The 22342-nt window shown below is 58.4% G+C and carries 13 protein-coding genes; 12 read left to right on the forward strand and 1 reads right to left on the reverse strand.

Annotated elements, in window-relative coordinates; genetic code table 11:
* Window positions 1-76: 76 nt before the first annotated feature.
* The 4 genes from FHS19_RS30365 to FHS19_RS30380 all read left to right on the forward strand — a co-directional run bounded on the left by FHS19_RS30365 (window position 77) and on the right by FHS19_RS30380 (window position 4424).
* Window positions 77-421: a DUF805 domain-containing protein gene (locus FHS19_RS30365; RefSeq protein ID WP_183586440.1), complete on the forward strand. Its 345-nt coding sequence runs from the start codon at window positions 77-79 to the stop codon at window positions 419-421.
* Window positions 422-869: 448 nt separating this feature from the next.
* Window positions 870-1835 (forward strand): ABC transporter permease, encoded by a 966-nt coding sequence (locus tag FHS19_RS30370; protein WP_183586442.1) that lies wholly within the window; start codon window positions 870-872, stop codon window positions 1833-1835.
* Window positions 1836-1850: 15 nt separating this feature from the next.
* Complete coding sequence (locus FHS19_RS30375; RefSeq protein ID WP_076173532.1) at window positions 1851-2759, forward strand: carbohydrate ABC transporter permease; 909 nt, start codon at window positions 1851-1853, stop codon at window positions 2757-2759.
* A 51-nt stretch (window positions 2760-2810) separates the two neighbouring features.
* Window positions 2811-4424 carry a type 2 periplasmic-binding domain-containing protein gene (locus FHS19_RS30380; protein WP_183586444.1) on the forward strand — a complete coding sequence of 538 codons (1614 nt, stop codon included), beginning with the start codon at window positions 2811-2813 and terminating at the stop codon, window positions 4422-4424.
* A 99-nt stretch (window positions 4425-4523) separates the two neighbouring features.
* On the opposite strand, the gene FHS19_RS30385 is transcribed toward FHS19_RS30380, so the two are convergent.
* Window positions 4524-6824, reverse strand: a complete 2301-nt coding sequence (locus FHS19_RS30385; protein ID WP_183586446.1) for a helix-turn-helix domain-containing protein — start codon at window positions 6822-6824, stop codon at window positions 4524-4526.
* Window positions 6825-7010: 186 nt separating this feature from the next.
* Here FHS19_RS30385 and FHS19_RS30390 point away from each other — a divergent pair, with 186 nt between their 5' ends.
* The 8 genes from FHS19_RS30390 (at window position 7011) to FHS19_RS30425 (ending at window position 22013) form a co-directional block, all read left to right on the forward strand.
* Window positions 7011-8399, forward strand: a complete 1389-nt coding sequence (locus FHS19_RS30390) for an alpha-L-fucosidase (protein ID WP_183586448.1) — start codon at window positions 7011-7013, stop codon at window positions 8397-8399.
* 82 nt (window positions 8400-8481) lie between these two features.
* The gene (locus tag FHS19_RS30395; RefSeq protein ID WP_183586450.1) at window positions 8482-9768 is read left to right on the forward strand and encodes an alpha-L-fucosidase; all 1287 of its coding nucleotides are present in this window, start codon (window positions 8482-8484) and stop codon (window positions 9766-9768) included.
* Window positions 9769-9958: 190 nt separating this feature from the next.
* Window positions 9959-11278: a glycoside hydrolase family 125 protein gene (locus FHS19_RS30400; protein ID WP_183586452.1), complete on the forward strand. Its 1320-nt coding sequence runs from the start codon at window positions 9959-9961 to the stop codon at window positions 11276-11278.
* Complete coding sequence (locus FHS19_RS30405; RefSeq protein WP_183586460.1) at window positions 11275-14412, forward strand: beta-galactosidase; 3138 nt, start codon at window positions 11275-11277, stop codon at window positions 14410-14412. The genes FHS19_RS30400 and FHS19_RS30405 overlap by 4 nt, the downstream gene beginning before the upstream one ends.
* A 12-nt stretch (window positions 14413-14424) precedes the next feature.
* Window positions 14425-17187 (forward strand): alpha-mannosidase, encoded by a 2763-nt coding sequence (locus tag FHS19_RS30410; protein ID WP_183586462.1) that lies wholly within the window; start codon window positions 14425-14427, stop codon window positions 17185-17187.
* Between the two features lie 35 nt (window positions 17188-17222).
* The gene (locus tag FHS19_RS30415; RefSeq protein ID WP_183586464.1) at window positions 17223-18254 is read left to right on the forward strand and encodes a carbohydrate-binding family 9-like protein; all 1032 of its coding nucleotides are present in this window, start codon (window positions 17223-17225) and stop codon (window positions 18252-18254) included.
* Window positions 18251-20875 (forward strand): transglutaminase domain-containing protein, encoded by a 2625-nt coding sequence (locus tag FHS19_RS30420; RefSeq protein WP_183586467.1) that lies wholly within the window; start codon window positions 18251-18253, stop codon window positions 20873-20875. Before FHS19_RS30415 ends, FHS19_RS30420 begins: the two co-directional genes overlap by 4 nt.
* A gap of 100 nt (window positions 20876-20975) precedes the next feature.
* Window positions 20976-22013, forward strand: coding sequence for a glycoside hydrolase family 18 protein (locus FHS19_RS30425; protein ID WP_183586469.1), 1038 nt, complete (start codon window positions 20976-20978; stop codon window positions 22011-22013).
* The last annotated feature ends 329 nt before the right edge of the window (window positions 22014-22342 follow it).

The following is a 22342-nucleotide window of genomic DNA, read 5'->3' on the forward strand; positions in this document are numbered from 1 at the left end:
AAATTTGATGGTATATGCTGCGTTTGATTTCATGCTAAACTCAATCGGATTCACTATACGATGGGAGAAGTTTAGGATGGCATGGTATCTGCAAGCTTTAAAGAATTACACGGGATTTCAAGGGAGGGCGTCCAAAAAAGAATATTGGATGTTCATGCTGTATGAAGGGTTGATCTACCTCATGCTTTCCGTCGTCGAGGAAATCGCGGGGCTGTCTTACATATTATCCGGGATCTATTTCGCAGTCACCTTCCTGCCGGCTTTAGCGGTTGCATGCCGCAGACTTCACGATACGGGAAGAAGCGGCTGGTGGAACTTGATCGTCCTTGTGCCGGTCGTGGGCATCATTATTTTTATTGTGCAAACTTGTCAGGCAAGTCAGGAGACGGATAACCCATTTGGCTCCAAACCCGTGATGTGATTTTTGGAAGGCGGGCGGGACATAAGGTTGAAATCACAAGAGGAAGGCTGCCGGCCGTTTGGACCGGGAGCCTTTTTTGCTTGTCGGCATTCTTCATCACCAAGACATGTGCATTTTGATGGAAAGCCTGTATGGTCGGGCGCAGCAGATTCGGAATGATTAAGGCAAAGGATCCTGTTCGCAAGGGCTTTGCCGCTCGGTTGGTCAATTTTGATATGCCGCCCGTATCCCGCCGGATCACTCAAAAATGACACATTGTTCGCTTGTCCAAGCCGCTTGTCATCAGGCCGCAGGCACCTTGTTACCGGGGGTTAGGGCCAGCAACCAAAATGACATATTTACGAGTACTGCTCCCTGGGCTATCGTAAAAATGTAAGCGTTAGCACACCTGACATACGGTGGTAACGATGGGTGGAGCACAAACCATTTATCAGGAAGGGGTGATCCTATGCAGGAAACCAATACGGCGTTTGCCGGCCGCCCGGCGGTCATGCCGACAAAGAGAAAAGGCAAAGGTTTATGGAAGCGCATTATGATGAACTGGGAGCTGTACCTGTTTATTGCGCCGGCCTTTTTCTACTTTCTTATTTTCTGTTACGGGCCGATGTACGGCATCCAGATCGCGTTCAAGAACTTCATTCCGACAAAAGGAATCACGGGAAGCCCGTGGGTTGGTTTCGACCACTTCGTCCGCTTCTTTCATTCCTACTACTTTTGGGATCTGCTCTGGAACACGCTGAGCATCAGCTTGTACTCGCTGGCCATCGGGTTTCCGATCCCGATCATTCTGGCGCTGGCCTTCAACGAGGTCCGGAACGGCTTCTTCAAGAAGCTGTCCCAGACGGTCACGTACGCACCGCACTTTATTTCCATGGTCGTCATGGCGGGGATGATTATCACGTTCCTCTCGCCGTCGACGGGGATCGTCACCCACATGATCGAGGGGCTGGGCCTGAAATCACCAGACTTCCTCACCGACCCGCGCTGGTTTAAGACGATGTACGTCTTCTCGGACGTGTGGCAGAGCGCAGGCTGGGGCACGATCATCTATCTCGCCGCGCTCTCGGGCGTCGATCCGGGGCTGCATGAGGCGGCGATTATCGACGGGGCTTCGCGCTTCCAGCGCGTACGGCACATTAACATCCCGGTGCTGGTGCCGACGATGACCATCCTGCTCATCCTGAATATGGGCAGCCTGCTCGGGGTCGGCTTTGAGAAAATCCTACTGCTGCAAAACCCGCTCAACATGAGCTCGTCGGACGTCATTTCCACCTTCGTCTACCGCTCGGGTCTGGTGGATGCGCAGTACAGCTTCTCGACCGCCATCGGCCTGTTCAACTCGGTCATCAATGCGGTATTGCTCATCGTCGTCAATCAGGTCGTCCGCCGTACGAGCGAGAACAGTTTGTGGTAGAGAGGAGGGGCTTCGATGTTATCCGGAGTCAGAGAAACCCGGCGGGATAAAGTCTTTCTCGCCTTCAATTACCTGTATGTGTTTCTGGCGTTTCTAATCGTGTTCTACCCGCTGGTGTACATGGTCAGCGCCTCCATCAGTGATCCGAAAGCGGTCGGGTCCGGGGAGATGTGGCTGTGGCCGAAGGGTATTACGTTTGACGGCTACAAGCGGGTGTTCGAGAACACGAGCATCTGGACGGGGTACGGCAACACGATTCTGTACACCGTGGTCGGAACCGCGATTAACCTGCTCGTCACGCTGCCGGCGGCGTATGCGCTGAGCCGCAAAGACTTTGTCGGCCGCAACTTCTTTATGGGCATGTTCATGGTCACGATGTTCTTCGGCGGCGGCCTGGTGCCGACGTACCTCCTGGTGAAGCAGCTGGGCATGGTCAACACGATGTGGGCGATCGTCATTCCGTCGGCCGCGTCGATCTGGAACATCATCGTCTCGCGGACGTTTTTCCAGAGCTCGATTCCGAAGGAGCTGCAGGAAGCGGCGCAGATCGACGGATGTACGAACATGCGGCTGTTCGTGAAGATCATCCTGCCGCTGTCGATGCCGATCATCGCGGTGATGGCCCTGTTCTACGGGGTGGGCAACTGGAACAGCTACTTCTCGGCGCTCATTTACCTGAACGACTCGGCGAAATACCCGCTGCAGCTGGTGCTGCGCCAGATTCTGGTGCTGCAGGAGATGGCGGCGCAGGGCGGAGGGGCGATCGACGCCTCCACGGCGGCCGCGATGAACAACAAGGCGGAAATTGCCGCCCTGGTGAAGTATTCCGTGATTATCGTCGCCACCATTCCGGTCATCGTGATTTATCCATTTCTCCAGCGTTACTTTGTGCAAGGTGTTATGATTGGTTCCGTAAAGGGCTGATCCTGCCTGCCTAGAATCGACATCAAGTCAATAAGGGGAGTTTGTAAAAACATGAAAAAGCTAAAGCTTCGCAAGGCGTCATCCATTCTGCTCTGCCTCACCGTATCCGCCAGCCTGCTGGCAGCCTGCGGCGCAAACGGCGACGGGGATTCCTCCTCGGCTGCCGGATCTGCGGCCGAAGGGGTTAAAAAAGAAGGCTTTCCGATCGTGGACAAGCCGCTCACGCTGAAAGTGATGTCCCAGGACGCGGGCGTCGCCGACTGGAACAAGATGCCCGTGCTGCAAGAGATGGAGAAACTGACGGGCATCCATCTGGAGTACCAGCTTTCGCCGATCGACAGCTTTGAGACGAAAAAGAACCTCGTATTCGCGAGCGGCGATTTGCCAGACGTATTCTATGCGGCGGACTTGAAGCCGGCGGAGCAGGTGACATACGGCAGCCAGGGCGTTCTGATCCCGCTTGAAAAATACATCGACGAAGGCTATGCCCCGAACATCAAGAAAATTTTCGACGAGCATCCGGACATCCGCAAGTCGTTTACGACGCCTGACGGGCATATCTATGCGCTCCCGAACATCGATTTGTCGGCGGTATGGTACCGCAGCCCGATGTGGTATAACGGCAAGTTCCTGAAGGCGCTGAACGTAACCGAGCTGCCGAAGACGACCGACGAGCTGTACACGCTGCTGAAACGCTTTAAGGACGAAGACCCGAACGGCAACGGCAAGAAGGACGAAATCCCGCTGACCTCGGTCAAGCTGGACGACCTGCGCATGTATTTCCTCGGCTTCTGGGGCATCTATGACGAAGTGATCTACGCCGACAAGGACGGCAAAGTGCACTATACGCCGCAGGAAGAGGGCTATAAGGGCTACCTGACCTTCATGAATAAACTGTGGAAGGAAGACCTGCTGGACCACGAGACGTTCTCGCAGACGCCGGATCAGAAGAAGGCCAAGGGGCAAAACAACCAGATCGGCGTGTTTAACGACTATTTCCCTTATTTCACGCTGGGCGGCGAGCCAAGCTCGGACAACCCGCTTATGACGCCGGTCGCGAGCGAAATTCCGGGAACGCCGGTTTACGGCAAGCACCCGGGCATTTCGGCCAACGGCACGTTTGCGATTACGAGCAAGGACCCGAATCCGGAAGCGACAATGCGCTGGATCGATTACCAGTACAGCTATGACGGCGCGACGCTGTTCAGTCAAGGGCCGGAGAATACGCTGTGGAAATACAAAGATAAAGAAACTCATGAGAAAGAATGGCTGCCGGTACCGGGCGGCGGCGACCGCGAGGAATACCGCGGCACGCTGACGCCGAACTACGGCATTCTCGCACCGGGCATGAATTCCGCGGAATTGACCAAAGGGCTGAAGAGCGACTTCGACCGTTTCATCGATGAAGAGAACGCGGCAAAGCTGACGCCGATCGGCAAAACGCCGTTCCCGAACGTCTATCTGACCAATGAAGAGCAGACGGAAGCGACGGCGCTGCTGTCCGACCTGAACACCTATGTTCAGCAGATGGAAGCGAAGTTCGTGACCGGCCAGGAGCCGCTCGCCAACTGGGACAAATATGTCGCACAAATCAAAAAAATGGGAGGCGACCGGATCGCCGAGCTGTACCAGGGCGCTTACGACCGCTGGAACACGGGCAAGTAACCGGTTTACCCGAAAAGCAAATAGCCAACATCGCCCTGCCGCCGCAAGCGGCAGGGGAGTTGGCTATTGCTTTAAGAAGAAGCGGGGACGGGCGCAGCCTCATTCGTCGTCCGGATCGGAAGAAGCGGGAGGCTGGCCGGTTTCAGAGAACAGCTTCCGGTACTGCCCCGGCGTATAACCGGTTTCCTTCTTGAACTTCCGCGTGAAGTTCGGGGTGTCCTGATAGCCGACCCGCAGAATGATGTCCTTGAGCGGATCGCTGGTCGTCCGCAGCTGATGGATCACCTCTTCGAGGCGCTTCTGCCAGACGTACTGAATGAAGTTCAGGCCCATCTTTTCCTTGAACGAGCGGCTGACATGGGACGGCGAGATGTCGAATTCAAAGGCGACGCTCTCCAGGCTCAGCGTATGGTCGGTGTAATGCCCGTCGATGTAAGCGACGATCCGGTCGATCATCGACTGCTCTTCCTTCTGGTTATTCCGCTCGACCTGGCTGCAGATCCGGGAAGCCAGGCTGAGCAGGCCGCGTTCGACTTCGTCGAGCGAGCTGCTGTACACCATGCCCGGAGGCACGTCCTGCAGCACGCTGTGGATCCCGAGCTCGGAGGCGGTTTTCAGAATCGTGTTGAGCAGGTCGAAGCAGACGCAGCGCTTCAGCATCGCCGATACCTCGGCCGCGTGCAGCTCCTGCACTGACGAGGTAACAATTTGGGCGGCAACGTCGTAGCTGCCCTGCTTCAAGCTCTGGGACAGCTTCATCAGCGTGTTGTTCGGTACCCAGGCCGTATGGTCCGGCGTGTAGGACAGCTTTTCGAAATACGTGACGCTGCCCTGCCCGGTGGTCGCCCGCAGCTCGAAAGCCGAGCAGGCTTCGATGAAGGACTGGTTCAGCTGGTCCGGGCTCAGATAGCTGGTGCCGACGCCGATCATCGGAATAACGTCGAAGGATTCAAGCAGACAGCCGCGGACCGCCTCGACGATCTGATGCATCCGATTGAACTCTTCGTCGCCTTCCTCCGGATCGTAGCAGATGATGAGCCCCAGCTGATCCAGCTGCGGAAGCTCCACGCCATAGCCGAGGGCGGCCAGCTCAGGGAACTCGATCTGGGTCAGCAGCCGGATCATTTCGGTGCGGTCCTGCCGGTCGCTTTTCTCCTGTCCGGCCGGCTCCGACCCGATGACCATCACAAAGTACCGCGACCGGTCAAAATGAAGGTCGAACGCCTCCCGCAGCTCCGGCGACAGGCTCTGGGCGCTGCCGTACTTGAGGAGCATCGACAGAAAGTGGTTGCGGGCGAACGGCTCCTGCAAATCGATCCGCGAGCTGTATTCCTGCAGCGCGGTGCGGATCCGGTCCAGCTCGTTGCCGGACGGCGCCGTACCGCTCTGCGGCCGCTTGGCCGGGGAGTTGGTGGAGGCAAACTCCACGAGCATCGAGATCGGCTGGTACTGCATGCGGGCCAGGAGCAGCGCGATGGCCGCGCCCACAAGCACGACAATGATGAACAGCATGATGATAAAGCTCCGCACGTGCAGGACACTGCTGAAAAATTGCGAGCTCGGCATGGCGGTAACGTAAGTCCAGCCGTTATTGTCCGATTTGACGGAAACGATGGAATGCGCCTTGCCGTTAATGATCCGTTCATGAATGCCCGGGGACAGATTGATCAGCGACTTGGCCTCGCTTCCGGTGAGCGCTTCGCCTTGACGATTGTCCACCAGAATACGGCCATCATTGTCGAGAATATACGTCAGCCCCTGGTAGCTGCCGAGAATGGAGTCGATCAGGCTGGTAAGCTCGGATTCCCGAATCAAATACATGACCGTTCCGTGCGGCGTCGGACTGTTGGGCGTAATCGGAATCAGGTACGCGAGCATCGTTTCTTTTAGACCGGAAGTGTTGCTGACCGTATCGGCGGGACGCATCTCCGGATATTGGGCCTCATTGAGATCCTTGAACATCCGGCTCTTGTCCCAGTTCTGGAAGCTGAACTTTTTGGCGAATACATCAAAATTGTACAGGCCGTTGCTGGAATAGATTTTCTCATCCTTATGAAAATAGAGGAGAATTTCACCGATGATCGAACTGGTTGCCTTATATTGATCCAGTGCCTGAATGGCGTCTCCACCCGTCAGCGGGTCATGGACCCGGTATTTCGTCAGTCTCTCGTCGTAGGAGACGCGGGAAGCGATTTCGCTAAGCTCCTTCATACGCCCGTCAATGATCACTTTGGTCTGGGTCAGCTGATCCAGCCGGGAGTGCTCGATTTCGGAGCGAAGGTTGGTCACAGCGTTTTCATAAATAAAGATCGTCATGAGGATCAAGGGAATCAACAAGATAAACAAATAGGACCAGATATATTTCAAAAACAGCTTGGACTTGAAGTAATTTTTCTTCAACAATTCTGCCTCCCGTTAACCGTAATGCGTCTGATCATGTTCCATGATACCAATATTTCGGGCTTTTGGACATAGAGAGAAAAGCGAACGAAGTCGAATCATGGAGAATTTTGTTGGTGAGAAGGCGCGGCTTAGCGGCAGGCAGCTCAATCCATGATAAAAATCCTAATCAACGGAGGGTGTACGATGAGCGAAATCAAGCCGGTCCAGGAAGAACAGGAATCTGTGGTGGTTGAAGGGGTCCACAATTACAGCAGTGAAGAGCATTGGGTGAAACCCGAGGACCCGCTGCTGCTGGAGCGCCTCGAATGGTTCAAAGACCAGAAACTGGGCCTTATGATGCACTGGGGGCCGTATTCCCAGCTCGGATTGGTTGAATCCTGGGCGCTGAGCGACGTGGATGAGGAATGGTCCAGAAACGAGATCGACTGGGACATCGATGCGGAAGAGCTGAAGCGGGAGTATTTTAACTTGAACAAGACGTTCAACCCGCTGCGTTTCCAGCCGGAGCTGTGGGCCGATCTGGCCGCCGAGAACGGCTTTAAATATTTGAACTTTACGACCAAGCATCATGACGGGTTCTGCATGTGGGATACGAAGACGACCGATTACCGCGTTACCGGACCGGACTGCCCGTTCCATACGCATAAATATGCGGATATTACGAAGCAGCTGTTTAATGCATTCCGGGAAAAGGGCTTGGGAATCTCCGCTTACTTCTCAAAAGCGGACTGGCACACTCCGTATTACTGGGCTCCCGGAATGAAGCCGGGAACGACGACTTCCCGCGGACCGACCTATGATCCGAAGGAATATCCATGGCTGTGGGAGCAGTTCGTCCAGTTCACGCATGAACAGATCATGGAGCTCATGACGAATTACGGAAAGATCGACGTGCTGTGGCTGGATGCCGGCTGGGTCAACGACTATCGGGATCAGAACATCCGTCTGGGCGAAGTGGTCGAGCGGGCGCGGAAAATTCAGCCTTGGCTGCTGTCGGCGGACCGCACGGTGGGAGGACCTTACGAAAACCTGATCACCCCGGAACAGACGCTGCCCGAACGCGCGCTGAGCGTGCCTTGGGAGAGCTGCATCACGATGGGATCGGCGTTCTCCTTCCGTTATGAGGACGACTACAAGACGGTCCGCCAGCTGATCCATCTGCTGGTTGAAATCGTCGCCAAAGGCGGTAACCTAGCGCTGAATGTGGGACCGCAGCCGGACGGACGGATTTCCAAAACGGCCATCTCCCGCATCAAGGGCATGGGCGCATGGCTGAAGGTTCACGGTGAAGCCATTTATGGCACCCGCATTTGCGAGCCGTATTCGGTCGGCCGGGCGCAGTTCACCCAAAAAGGCGATACGACCTACGCCTTTTACCTGTACCGGGACGAGCACGAAGAGGTTCCAGCGGAGCTGCATCTGCCGCTGCAGCAGCCGCTCAGCCGGATCGATCTCGTCGGCGGAGCGGACAACCTGGAATTCCGGCGCACGGATGACGGCGTTGCCATCCGCCTTCCGGAGAAGGAACGCGAGGGGCTGGCACCGATCGCGCACGTGTTCCGCATCCGCTAAGGCAGCGGGCAGGCTGGCATAAGAGTGTAGATCCAAACACCGCCTATAAACAACCGAATACAACGCGAAAGGTGCGACCGATATGCAACCATGGTTTGAAAACGCAAAGCTGGGGATTTTTATCCACTACGGTATTTATGCCGTCGACGGAGTGGCTGAATCCTGGTCATTTTACAACGGGTACATTCCCTATGAACAATACATGAAGCAGCTGGACGGTTTTACGGCGTCGAATTTTGATGCGGAAGCATGGGCCGACTTGATCGAGAAGTCCGGCGCCAAATATGCGGTGCTGACGACAAAGCATCATGACGGGGTAGCGCTCTGGGACACGAAGTACAGCGACCTGAACGTCATTCAGAAAACGCCGGCCAAGCGGGACATCGTCAAGGAGTACGCAGAAGCCATCCAGAAGCGGGGCATTCATCTGGGCATGTACTATTCCTTGATCGACTGGTCCCATCCCGACTATCCGAGCGTCTATGAAGGGGGCAAGGTGCCGGAAGATTTGAGAACGGCCAACCGTTTCTCCAGCCCTCAGGACGGCGTTCAGGACGAAGAGCGCTGGCAGAAATTCCTCGAGTTTAACAACAACCAGCTGCGGGAAATTATGACGAATTACGGCAAGGTCGACCTCCTTTGGTTCGACGGGGACTGGGAGCGGAGCGCCGAGCAGTGGAATCTGCCGGCCTTTAAGGAATATCTGCACACGCTGAATCCGGATGTCATCATCAACTCCCGCCTGCAGGGGCATGGCGATTATAAAACGCCGGAGCAGGGCATTCCGATCACGAGACCGGAGGGACCGTGGGAGTTCTGCACGACGATCAACACGTCCTGGGGCTACGTGCCCACAGATAACAAATACAAGTCGCTGAACCAGATCATCCGCATGTTCTGCGACTGCATTTCGATGGGCGGCAACATGCTGCTCGATATCGGACCGCGGGAAGACGGCACGATCGATAAGCGGCAGGAAGATATTTTGCTCGGATTGGGCGATTGGATCCGCACTCATGAAGAGGCGGTGTTTGGCACGGAGGAAGGCATCATGACCCGCTATTACCTCGGGGGAAGCACGGTGTCCAAGGACCGCAAGACGCTGTACCTGTTCGTGTACGACGATCCGAAGGAAAACGTCTGCCTCAAGGGGCTGTGTAACCCGATCAAGAAGATCACCGTGCTCCACTCGGGCAAGGAGCTATCGCATGAAATTCACGGCGGGGTGCCGTGGTTCAACATTCCGGGAACGACATGGATTCACATGACCCCGGAAGACACACATGAGCAGGTAACGGTGCTGAAGCTGGAGTTCGACGAAGAGCTGGAAATGTACGGCGGATCCGGCGCGGTCGTTACCCATAACTGACGGATGGACGGGACGCTATAAGCGGACGATCAACGGGGAGGAACGCCTTGCACTTTTTCGCGGCGGGGCCTCCCCCTCTTCAGGTGAACGGACAGGCCTTCAGTGGCTAAAGGTCACGATGGCTTAGCCGGCTCGTTCTTAGGAACAGCAGCCCAGAGCATATGACCATGTATACAAAAGGAGATCACGAATGGAACAATTCAGGTTACCTCAAATCACAATGCCGCAGATGGAACTTCCGGCTTCCATTCAGGACGTGCTGACGGAAGCGGAAGAGAAGCTGGCGCACCGGGCCAAGCTGCTGCAGCTTTTTAAAAACTGTTTTCCCAATACGCTGGAAACGACCACGAAGCTGATGGATGACGGGACCACTTTTGTCATTACCGGGGATATTCCCGCGTCCTGGCTCCGCGATTCCGTAGAGCAGGTCATGCATTACGTGCCCTTCGCCAAAGAGGATGCTGCGCTGCAGCGGATACTCGGCGGGCTGATCAAGCGGCACATTCAGTACATACATATCGACCCGTACGCGAACGCGTTTAACGAGTCGGCAAACGACTGGCACTGGAACACAGCCGACGCGACCGATATGGGTCCTTGGGTGTGGGAGCGCAAGTTTGAAATCGACTCTCTGTGCTTCTCCATGCGGCTCGCCTATGCGTACTGGAAGGAAACCGGGCTGACGGACATTTTCGACGCTGGCTTCAAATCGGCGATGCGGATCATTTACGAGCTGTTCCAGACCGAGCAGCGCCATATGGAACAGTCGCCGTACCGATTTATGCGCAGCAACGGCATCCGGCAGGATACGCTGGCGAACGGAGGGCTCGGCATGCCGGTCAACTATACGGGAATGGTCTGGTCCGGCTTCCGCTCCAGCGATGACGCGTGCGACTTTCATTACAACATTCCGGGCAACATGTTCGCCGTGGTGGCATTGCGACACATGCAGGAGTTCGCCGAGTGGGTATTCCGCGATACGGGCTTCCTGCAGGAGCTGAAGGCGCTTGAGGAAGAAATCCATCACGGCATCCAGCTCTACGGTATCTACCGCCATCCGGAATTCGGACCGATTTACGCTTACGAGACCGACGGGTTCGGCAACTACTGCCTGATGGACGACGCGGGTACTCCGGGGCTGATGTCCATTCCTTATTTGGGCTACGTTACCGCGGATGATCCGATCTATCAGAATACGAGACGCTTTGCGCTGTCCAAATCCAATCCGTTCTACTACGAAGGCCGGGCGGCAAAGGGCATCGGCAGCCCGCATACGCCGGAAGGCTATGTATGGCATATGGCTCTGTCCATGCAGGGACTGACGGCGGTCACGAAGGAAGAAAAGCTGGAGATGATCGCGATGCTGGAGGCGACGGACGCGGAAACGGGCTTTATGCATGAGGGATTCCTTGCCGACGATCCGGTCGTGTATACGAGATCGTGGTTTGCCTGGTCCAACAGCCTCTTCTCGCAGCTGGTCTATGAAGCGATGAAAGAAGGGATTCTATGAGCCGGACGGTCATCATTTTCTGCGACCCCTCGTTTCCGGGCGCATCGCTTCCGCCGGCGGCTCAGCTAGATGAGCTGCAGCGGATCGGCACCGTAGTCGATGCGCAGGGGCTTGCCGACGCGCTGCGGACGGCCGGAGACGGATGCTTCGTAAACCTGCATGCGCCGTATTTTCCGAAAGAAGCATGGGCGGACATTGCGTCGTTTCTAAGACGCGGCGGCGGGTTCGTCAGCGTCGGCGGTGCACCGTTCCGGCGGCCGGTGCGGCTTGAAGATGGGGCATGGAAGGCGGAGGTGGAGCAGACCGCCTACCACCGGGAGCTGTACATTCACGAAATGCTGCATGTAGACGCAGGACCGGTGGCAACCTTGAGGGCTTCGGAGAAGATCCCGCTTCTGGCCGGACAGGAGCGTCTGTTTGGTATCAGCGACACGCTGAACCTGGTGCCGCACACGACGCGGAACGCCGATCTGCCGCATCAGATGGGCTCCGGGGGCACGATGAGCACGCAGGTGCATGCGCTGTTGACAGGCGTATCCGCCGACAGCCGCGAGGTAGCCGCTCCGGTGGTGCTGTGGGAGAACTCGCGCGGTGATTATGCCGGTTCACGCTGGCTGTTCGTAAACGTGCCGCTCGCCTCCGCATTCTGGGATCAGGGCGGGGCAGAGGCGCTGCGTACCTGGGCCGAATATGCGTCGCGTCCGGTCACCGAGCTGTCGCTCAAGACCAACTACGCTTCCTACGAGCCGGGCGAGCACGCGGTCTTGACGCTGCAAACGCAGCGGATCTTTCCGAAGCTGGCCGCGGTTCGGGATGTCGAGCGATGGACGTTCGTCCTTACGGTAGAGGAGGACGAAGGGGACCAGAAGTGGGAGCATCGGTTCACGACGGGCGTTACGGGCGAGCTGGACTTCGTCCGGATTTCCGTGCCGCTTGCGCTTCACGCCGGGCTGTACCGGGTAGAATGCACGGCTACGTCGGAAGACGGCGAAGTACGCGTGCTGCGCCAGGGCTTCTGGGGGCATGATGCACAGCTGCTTCAGGAAGGAAGCCTGCTGGCCCGCGGACGGGACTATTTCGTCAAGGACGGTCGGCCGCTGCCGATCGTCGGCATGACGTACATGGCGTCCGATGTGGCCCGGAAGTTCCTGTTCCTGCCGAACAGTGACGTGTGGGACCGGGATATGGCCCAAATGGCAGCAGCCGGCATCAACTGGATCCGCACCGGGGTGTGGACCGCCTACCGCAACATCATGCAGGTCGACGGCCATGCCTCGGAGGAAGTGCTACGGGCGATTGACGCCTTTATCCTGACGGCGAAGAAGCACGGGCTTCACGCCACGTTCACCTTCTTCTCCTTCACGCCGGAGACGTGGGAAGGGGTCAATCCTTATCTGGATCCGCAGAGCGTGGAGGCTCAGAAGCGGTACATCCGCTCTATCGTCTCCCGCCACCGTCACACGACGAATGTGGACTGGGATTTGATCAATGAGCCGTCGATGTTCGATCCGGCGCGGATCTTCTCGGCCGGGCCGCGTTCTTCGCATGACCGCTTTGAACGGGCTGCCTTTGCGGAGTGGCTGGAGCGGCGCCACGGCCAAATCGAGCAGGTGCAGGAGCGGTGGAATATGACGCCGGAGCAGCTGCCGGTCTTTTCGGCTGCCGCCATTCCGGAGCCGCAGGAGATCAACTTCGACGTCCAGGATATGCATTCGGACAAGAAGGGAACGCGCTGGCTGGATTACTGCCTGTTCTCCATGGACATGCATAACCGCTGGGCCCGGCAGCTGTATGACACGATCAAGGAGCTGTGTCCGGATCAGCTGGTCACTGTCGGCCAGGACGAGGCGCTGGGCTCGCAGCGGCCGTCGCCGTTCTTTTACCGGGAAGCGGCCGACTATACGACAGTGCATTCGTGGTGGCAGAACGACGATCTGGTCTGGGACGGGATCTTTGCCAAGACGGCCGACAAGCCGAATGTCGTTCAGGAGACGGGGATCATGTACGTCGAGACCGCCGAAGGGCTGGCCAAGCGGAGCGAACAGGAGCTGCGGAGCATGCTGGAGCGCAAGTATGCTTATGCATTCTCGACGGGCGGTGCAGGAGCGATCCACTGGATCTGGAACACAAACTTCTATATGGATAATGCGAACGAATCGCATATCGGCGCGCTGCGGGCCGACGGCACGGAGAAGCCGGAGGCGGACGTCTCGTACGAGTTCGGCCGGTTTATGGCAGGGATCCGGGATCTGTTCCGGGACCGTGAACTGGAGGATATCGCGGCGGTGTTCCCGTACTCGAACGACTTCTCGAACCGGAAGTTTACGAATGAGGCGACGCGCCTGATGACGCGCGTGCTGTCCTATCAGCTGAAGCTTCCGCTGCGGGCCGTGTCCGAATACGACCTGGAGCCGCTGGCGGAGCATCCGGCCAAGCTGATTCTGCTGCCAAGCCCGCACAATATCGAGGACGCGGCCTGGGCGAGGCTGCTTGAGATTGTCCGGAGCACGGGAGCGGTGCTGCTCGTGACCGGGCCGCTCTCGATCGACGCGTACTGGCGGCGGACAGAGCGGGCGGCCGGTCTGCTCGGCGATACGGTGATCCGCAACGTACGGCGCGAGGAGACGCTGAGCCTTCAGGGCAAACGGCTGCCGGTTTCCTTCGGGAAGCGGCGCATTGCTGAGGTGAACAAAGAGGTGCTGGCGTCGGGCGACAGCCAGGCCGGGTCGGGAACGCCTGCCGCCGACGCGGTGGTCGACATCCCGCTGGGTAAGGGCAGATTGATCTGGAGCCCGCTGCCGGTAGAGCTGAACGAACGGATTGAGACCACGGCCGAGCTGTACCGCTATGCGGCGGAGGCGGCTGGCTGCGCCAGCGGCCTCACATGGCTGCAGGGCGGGGGCAACCCCGGGATTTATGGGCGCAGACTGCGGTTTTCCGAAGGCTTTTTATATATCTTCGTATCGGAATATGCGTGGGATGCCCAGGTTGAAGTGCGGGACGACGATACCGGAGCCGTCTATGCGTTTGAGCTGGAGCAGGAGCGGTCGGTGCTGTTCGCGGCCGATGCGGAAGGACGAATACAGGCGGTGTACCGCCCGCACGAGGTTCAGATTCAAGTCAAGGAAAGCTAGGAGGAAGAAAACATGCCAAACCGCAAGACGGCTCATATCGTATCGCACACCCATTGGGATCGGGAATGGTATTTGCCCTATGAGAAGCATCACGTCCGGCTGGTAAAGCTGATGGATGCGCTGCTGGACAAGCTGGATGAGGATCCGGAATACCGCAGCTTTTTCCTGGACGGCCAGACGATTATTTTGGAGGACTACCTGCAAGTCCGGCCGCAGCAGCAGGCGCGGCTCGAGAAGCATATCCGGGACGGCCGCATCCTGATCGGCCCCTGGTATATTCTACAGGATGCGTTTCTGACGAGCAGCGAGGCCAATGTGCGCAACATGCTGATCGGGCACAAGGACGCCAAGCGCTACGGCCAGCCGGCCCCAATCGGCTACTTTCCCGACACCTTCGGGCTTGCCGGACAAACGCCCCAGCTGATGCGCCAGTCCGGCATCCATAACGCCTTTTTCGGACGGGGCGTAAAGCCTACAGGCTTCAATAACACGGTCGCCGACGGTGACTACGAATCCTCCTTCTCCGAGCTGGAGTGGGAGGGACCGGATGGCTCCAAGGTGCTCGGCATCCTGTTCGCCAACTGGTATTCGAACGGAAATGAGGTGCCTGCAGATCCGGGCGAGGCGAAAGCATACTGGCAGCGCAAGCTGGCTGACGCCGGCAAGTACGCTTCCACTGGGGAGCTGCTGTTCATGAACGGCTGCGACCACCAGCCGATCCAGCTCGATCTGCCGGAGGCGATCCGCACGGCGCGCGAACTGTTCCCGGATACGGACTTCGTCCATTCCAATTTCATCGATTATTTGGCGGCCCTCGAATCCTCGCTGGACCGTGAATTGTCCTCTGTCCGGGGCGAGCTGCGCAGCCAGCGGACGGACGGCTGGGGGACGCTCGTCAATACGGCTTCCTCCCGCGTCTACCTGAAGCAGATGAATCAGCGGGGCCAGGCGATGCTCGAGAAGGTGGCCGAGCCGCTTGCGGCTTACGCGAGTCTGCTCGGTGCGGCGTATCCGCATGATCTCCTGCAGTACGCCTGGAAAACGCTGATGCAGAATCATCCGCATGACAGCATCTGCGGCTGCAGTGTGGACGAGGTGCACCGCGAAATGGTCACCCGCTTCGAGAAAAGCCGGCACGTCGCCGAAGCCGTTGCGGACGAAAGTCTGCAGTCCATTGCGGAACATATCGACACCACCGGCTTTGCGAAGTTCGGAACGGATGCTTGTCCGTTCACCGTCTTCAACACGACCGGCGGTAAGCGGACCGGCACGGTCAGCGTCGAAGTCGACGTGCTCCGTCATTATTTCCAGGAAGGCATTCCGTTCGGTGAAATGAAATCACGTGTCAAGCAGCTTGAACCGGCAGATCGGATCGTGGTGGACAGCCAGGGGCGTGAGGTGCCGTGCACGATCACCGATCTGGGACTGCAATTCGGGTACGATCTGCCTGACGACAAGTTCCGGCAGCCTTATTTTGCCCGTAGGGTTCGGGTGGAGCTTGAGGCGGCGGACGTTCCCGCGAACGGTTTCTGCACCTACGCGGTCGTCCGCCCGGCTTCCCAAGCCGCAGCATCGGCAGAACGGGCCACGCTTGTCACCGGGGACCACACGATGGAAAACGAATACGTATCGGTTAGCATTGAAAACGACGGATCGGTAACGCTGACAGACAAGGCGAGCGGCCAGATCTACGCTGGTTTGTGCGTTTACGAGGACAGCGGGGATATCGGCAATGAATACATGTACCGCCAGCCGGACGGGGAAACCCCGCTGACGTCCCGGAATATGGCAGCCGAGATTAATATCCTGGCCGACAAGCCTTACGAGGCGTCCTTCCGGGTCGTTCACGCCTGGGACATTCCGAAAGAAGCGGAGGAGAAGCTTGCGCAGGAGCAGCAGGAGCTGGTATGGTTCACCGGCCGAACGTCCGGCCGCTCCAAGGAGACCGTTCGGATCGTCATCGAGACGACTTTGACGCTGGAGAAAGGAACACGCGGCCTGAAGGTATCCTCCCGCTTCAATAACCAAGCCAAGGATCACCGGCTGCGGATGTTGTTCCCGACCGGCCTTGCCAGCGGCGTTCACCAGGCGGATTCCATGTTCGAGGTCGCGACCCGCGGCAACGAGCCGTCCGCCGAATGGACCAACCCGAGCTACTCCCATCACCAGCAGGCTTTTGCCAGTATCAAGGACGGGCGGACAGGACTCACGGTCGCGAACCTGGGCTTGAACGAATACGAGGTGCTGCAGGACGGACAGAACACGATTGCAGTGACGCTGCTGCGTTCCGTCGGCGAGCTGGGCGACTGGGGCGTATTCCCGACGCCGGAGGCGCAGTGCCTGGGCGAAGCGCATGCCGAGCTGATGATCATCCCGCACGGTCTTGCGAAACCTGAGGCTGCGTATAACGAAGCCTATCAGTTCCAAGTGCCGTGGACGAGCGTACAGGTCGGCCTGCATGCGGGGGGCCTTCCCCCGGTTTATCAATGGTTCGGCTGGCAGGGAGAAGGAATCGCGCAGTCCGCGGTGAAAAGATGTGAAGAAACGGGCGACCTCATCCTCCGCTGGTACAATTTGACCGCGAGCGGCACCGAACTTGCCATAGCGCCAACGTTCGCGTATCGCCGGGCTTACCGGAGCAGCATTCTGGAAGAGCGGCAGGAAGCTATACGAGAGACGACGCCTGCTGAGGAGCTCCGCGTTGCCGTTGGGCCGGCCGAGATCGTGACGCTGGCTTTGGCTGTAGAGACGACGGACGCCGGAGAAAAAGGTTAACGATCGAAACAGAACAAATAACGGAGGGAATCGCGATGAATCTAAGCGGAGTGCCGGAGCCTAGGATCGAATATGCTCCCAAACATTATATTTGCCGGCGGGCGCAGGGGCCGCTCGTCCTGGACGGGCGCCTGGACAAGCCGTTCTGGTCCGAAGCGCAGTGGACGGAGGATTTCGTCGATATCGAGGGGGATCTGCGCCCCAAGCCGGCCAAGCAGACCCGGGTCAAAATGCTGTGGGACGACGAATATTTTTACTTCGGCGCGGAGCTGATCGAGGATCAGATCTGGGCCACGCTGACCGAGCGGGAATCGGTTATTTTCTACGACAACGACTTTGAAATCTTTATCGATCCCGACGGGGATACGCATCAATATTACGAGTTTGAAATCAATGCGCTGAATACGGTCTGGGACCTGCTCCTGGTACAGCCTTACCGCGACGGCGGGCCTCCGGTCAACGGCTGGGATATTGCCGGCCTGCAGACCGCCGTTCATATTGACGGCGAGCTGAACCGCCCGGATGCAGACAACCGCAAGTGGAGCGTGGAAGTGGCGATCCCGTGGGCGAGCCTGAAGGAATGCGCGCCCGAGGGGCGCCGCCCGGCTACCGGCGAGTTCTGGCGCGTCAACTTCTCGCGGGTGGAATGGCGGACGGAAGTGCAGGACGGCGAGTACCGCAAGGTGCTGAATCCTGAGACCGGCAAGCCGTATCCCGAGGATAACTGGGTATGGTCGCCGATGGGCATCATTAACATGCACTATCCGGAGCTCTGGGGGTACGTCGTATTCTCGGACGGAGAAGCGCCAGAGGCGTTTATGCTGCCGGAGGATGAGCGGATCAAATGGGAGCTTCGCAGGCTCTATTACCGCGAGCGAAACCACTATGAGGCCCATGGCCGGTTTACGGCGGATTGGGAGCAGCTGAAGGGTGAAGATACCTGGACTATTCAACCGGAGATCGAAGTAACCCGCAGCCTGTTCCAGCTGACGGCGCCGTCCGCGGACGGACGAGCGGTGTACTGCATCCGCGAAGACGGAAAGCTGTGGAAGGAGGAAGCGAAATGACGACGCATACGACTGCATTCTCGCTGGATCAGGAGATGTTGCAGCGGATCGAGGAGAAATTTCAGGAGAAGATGGTACTGACCGAATCCCGGAAACAGGAGCTGTTCGGCGTGTTCGAGGAGGCTTTAACCGCCGAGGAAACATGGGCCTTGAAATACTTGTACGCGTACATGCCGGTCAACGACCTGGCGGATTACGACGGTGCGCTGTTTCTGAGCCACGTGCGCCGCACGCTGGTGATCCGCAAGCAGGTGCCTTGGGGAGAGCGGGTGCCGGATCACCTCTTCCTGCACTTTGTGCTCCCCTACCGGGTCAATACCGAAAATATCGAGGATTCGCGCGGCATATTGTATAACGAACTGGCGGAGCGGACCTCCGGACTGTCCATGGCGGACGCGATCCTGGAAACGAACTACTGGTGCCACGAAAAGGCGACCTACGTCGGCAGCGACCTGCGGACGATCTCGCCCCTGACGATGATCCGCACGGCCCGTGGCCGCTGCGGGGAAGAGTCGACGCTCGCCGTGGCCGCCCTGCGCAGCATCGGCATTCCTGCGCGCCAGGTCTATACCCCGCGCTGGGCGCACTGTGACGACAACCACGCCTGGGTGGAAGCCTGGGCCGACGGGCAGTGGTACTACATCGGCGCCTGCGAACCGGAGGCGCGTCTGAACCAGGGCTGGTTCACCCCGCCGGCACGCCGGGCGATGCTGATCAACACGAGAATCTACGCCGATTATCCGGGGCCTGAAGATATTACGCTGGCCGACGAATGGTTTACGGAGATCAACCTGCTGGAAAATTATGCACCGACGCGGACCATCCGCGTGACGGTGAAGGACGAAGCCGGCGTTCCTGTAGAGGCGGCCGAAGTGCGCTTCGAGCTGTACAACATGGCGGAGCTGTATCCGATTGCCACGCTCCCGACGGACGAGCGGGGCGAGGCTTCCTTTAAGACGGGCTTCGGCGATCTGGTCATCCGGGCCGTGAAGGACGGACACTGGGGAGAGATCAAGATTTCGGTCCGAGACAGCGAGCATTTTGAGCTGACCCTGGATGGTTCCGCCCAGCCGGAAGGAACGGCCGACTTTGACATGGTGCCGCCGCCCGAGCGGGAAGGAGAAGCTGCGGATGCCGTCACGGAAGAGAAGCAGCAGCGCCATAATGCCCGGATTGAGGAAGGCACGCGTATCCGGACCGCCTTCGAGGAAACTTTCCTCGGCGGGGACGATGCCGCCCGATTGGCGGAGGAGACGGGGCTTCCGGCCGAGCGTATTGAGGCGGTGCTGGGCAAGGCCCGTGGCAACGGCCGTGAAATCGAGGCTTTTCTGGAAGAGCGTTCCGGCGAATTCGGGGAGTGGCCGCTGCGGCTCTTGGAATCGCTGAACGACAAGGATCTGGCCGATACATTCCGGCCGGTGCTGGACGACCACCTGACCGGTGCGCTGGAGCGCCGCGGCGATTGGGACGAGGATTTCTTCATCAATTACATTCTGTGTCCGCGCGTGCTGTACGAAATGATCGTGCCGTACCGGAAGGTCTTCCAGGAAGCCTTTACGCCGGAAGAGACGGCCGCGTATCAGGCCGATCCGGCGCAGTTGGCCACCCGCCTGGAGCAGGGCTTCGGGCTATGGCAGGACCTGCCGAATCTGCTCGGTAAAGGGAATCCGGTCGGCACCTACCGGCTGGGCAAGGGCGACCCGGTGTCGCTCGGCATCCTGTTCGTGGCTGCCAGCCGCAGCCTCGGCATTCCGGCCCGCCTGCACCCGAGCGAGCAGAAGCCGCAATATTGGCAGGACGGCGGATGGAAAGACGCACCATTTACCCTGTACGCCTCCGCCGAGGAGGGCGGAAGCGCAGGGTGGGGCATGCTGCGCCTGGTGCGGGATGAGGCGGCCGGTCCGGATGCGCCTGCCGCATCCTACAGCGAGAACTTTACGTTCGCCCGGCTTGAAAACGGCGTATACAAAACGCTGGTCTACCCGTTTGGCCAAACCGACGTGTACGACACACCGTTTGAAGTGGAGCCTGGCGCCTACCGCCTGACGACGGGTATCCGCCTGAAAGACGGAACCGTGCGGGTGCGCCTCGGCTACTTTACAGTGAGCGAAGGGGACACGACGGAGGTTCCGCTGACGTTCCGCGAAGCGACCGAGGAGGTGCCGGTGCTGGGCACGCTGGATGGCGGCGGAAAAGTTGCGCGTTTTGACGGAACGGCCGCCGCGCTGGGCGGCTTGATCGGCTCTCAGGGGGCCATCACGGCCTGGATTGAGCCCGAACGCGAGCCCACCAAGCACCTGCTGCGTGAGCTGGGCGAGCTGGCGGAGGCGTTTGACAAGCTGGAAGTGCCAATCGTCCTGATCATTGGGGATCGGGAGTGGACGGCGTCCTTCGATCCGGCTGCTTATCCGAATCTGCCGGCGCGGACGGCGTTTGTACGGGATTCCAGCTATGCTTCCCTGCCGGACCTGATTTCGTCTTCGGCGGCAAGCGAAGCGGGCTATCCGCATCTGTTCGTGCTGGACAGCCAGAACCAGATCCGGTACACGGCATCCGGCTATAAGATCGGCACGGGGAAAGAGGCGCTGCAGATTTTATCGGCCGTGACAAAGCAGGGGTGAATCCGGTAGAGCAAGCCGATCCAAAAGAACAACCTAACATATCAACTCAACCGGGATCGAGATTCTGGTACAACCCAATAAGAAACGGAGTGTCTTAGACATGTCGAAAAAATATATTGTGGCGGGTTACGCCGTGGACGCCGTACTGCCGGACATGACGCCGGAGGATCTGTCCAGGCTGACCCATCTGAACGTGGCGTTCGGCCATGTCCGGGATGACGAAATTACGACGGAGCATTTGAAGAATGGCGAGGCCATCCGTTCCATCAAGCGGAAGCATCCCGAGCTGACGCTGCTGCTGTCGGTCGGCGGCTGGAGCGCGGGCGGATTCTCCGAAGCAGCTTCAACCGAAAAAGGAAGAGCCCGCATGGCGGCATCGGCCGTGAGGGTGCTGAACGAATACCCTTTTGACGGGATCGACCTGGACTGGGAGTATCCGTGCTACGGCGAGGCGGGCATCGCTGCCAGTCCGGATGACAAGCAAAACTTTACGCTGCTGCTGGCGGCGATTCGGGAAGCGCTAGATGCGAAAGGCGCTGCGGACGGCCGCCACTACCTGCTGACAATCGCGGCAGGGGCGGACCAATATTACGTGGACGGCACGGAGATGGACCAGGTGCAAAAGTATCTCGATTTCGTGCAGCTGATGACCTACGACATGCGGGGCGGCTTTCAGGTGCTGACGGGTCATCATACGAACCTGTACACCGGAACGGGCGATTTGTTCCGCATCAGTACGGACGCATCCGCGAACATCTTTGTCCGCGCGGGTGTGCCGCGGGAAAAAATCGTCATCGGAGCGGCGTTTTACTCCCGAATCTGGAACGAGGTCCCGGACCGCAACCACGGGCTGTACCAAATGGCGGGCACGACGGGCGGATACGGCCCATCCTTTACGGAGCTGGCTGCCGATTACATCGATAAAAACGGCTATACGCGCTACTGGGATGAGGAAGCACGCGCGCCGTTCCTGTTTAACGGGTCGAGCCTGATCTCCTACGACGACGAGGAATCCATCCGGCATAAATGCGAGTACGTGAAGGAGCAGGGACTGGCCGGCATCATGTTCTGGGAATACGGCTGCGACCGGACGCACCGCCTGCTGGGCGCGATGCACGAAGGGCTCGGCACCAAGTAAAGATGTGCACAAGCCGGGAATATCTACGAGAATAGCTAAATAAAAGAACCCGCGATTTAACGGGTGTGCTTGCTAGGCCACGAGGCGTTGTCTAACGCCTCGAATTTCATGCATCCTTTCCTTGGACCAAGGGAAGGATGCATTTTTGCTTATCAAACGGTGGTTTCGGGCAGGTGCTTACTCAATACCGGTTTCGTGCAGGGATGATTTCTATAGTCTGATTTCGTACCCGTTTGCTTCATGGCATGACGCTTTCCTGGCGGGATTCCGATGTTCAGTTCATACTTGATCAAAGCCGCCTCGGTTTGCCACAATGGAACCATGGAGGT

Source organism: Paenibacillus rhizosphaerae (assembly GCF_014192015.1).
GTDB classification, from domain to species: domain Bacteria; phylum Bacillota; class Bacilli; order Paenibacillales; family Paenibacillaceae; genus Paenibacillus_AQ; species Paenibacillus_AQ rhizosphaerae.

Coding starts and splice junctions, on each gene's coding strand:
- FHS19_RS30425 (WP_183586469.1), top strand. CDS start 20,976: ATGTCGAAAAAATATATTGTGGCGGGTTACGCCGTGGACGCCGTACTG.
- FHS19_RS30410 (WP_183586462.1), top strand. CDS start 14,425: ATGCCAAACCGCAAGACGGCTCATATCGTATCGCACACCCATTGGGAT.
- FHS19_RS30405 (WP_183586460.1), top strand. CDS start 11,275: ATGAGCCGGACGGTCATCATTTTCTGCGACCCCTCGTTTCCGGGCGCA.
- FHS19_RS30380 (WP_183586444.1), top strand. CDS start 2,811: ATGAAAAAGCTAAAGCTTCGCAAGGCGTCATCCATTCTGCTCTGCCTC.
- FHS19_RS30415 (WP_183586464.1), top strand. CDS start 17,223: ATGAATCTAAGCGGAGTGCCGGAGCCTAGGATCGAATATGCTCCCAAA.
- FHS19_RS30370 (WP_183586442.1), top strand. CDS start 870: ATGCAGGAAACCAATACGGCGTTTGCCGGCCGCCCGGCGGTCATGCCG.
- FHS19_RS30400 (WP_183586452.1), top strand. CDS start 9,959: ATGGAACAATTCAGGTTACCTCAAATCACAATGCCGCAGATGGAACTT.
- FHS19_RS30395 (WP_183586450.1), top strand. CDS start 8,482: ATGCAACCATGGTTTGAAAACGCAAAGCTGGGGATTTTTATCCACTAC.
- FHS19_RS30365 (WP_183586440.1), top strand. CDS start 77: ATGGCATGGTATCTGCAAGCTTTAAAGAATTACACGGGATTTCAAGGG.
- FHS19_RS30375 (WP_076173532.1), top strand. CDS start 1,851: ATGTTATCCGGAGTCAGAGAAACCCGGCGGGATAAAGTCTTTCTCGCC.
- FHS19_RS30390 (WP_183586448.1), top strand. CDS start 7,011: ATGAGCGAAATCAAGCCGGTCCAGGAAGAACAGGAATCTGTGGTGGTT.
- FHS19_RS30420 (WP_183586467.1), top strand. CDS start 18,251: ATGACGACGCATACGACTGCATTCTCGCTGGATCAGGAGATGTTGCAG.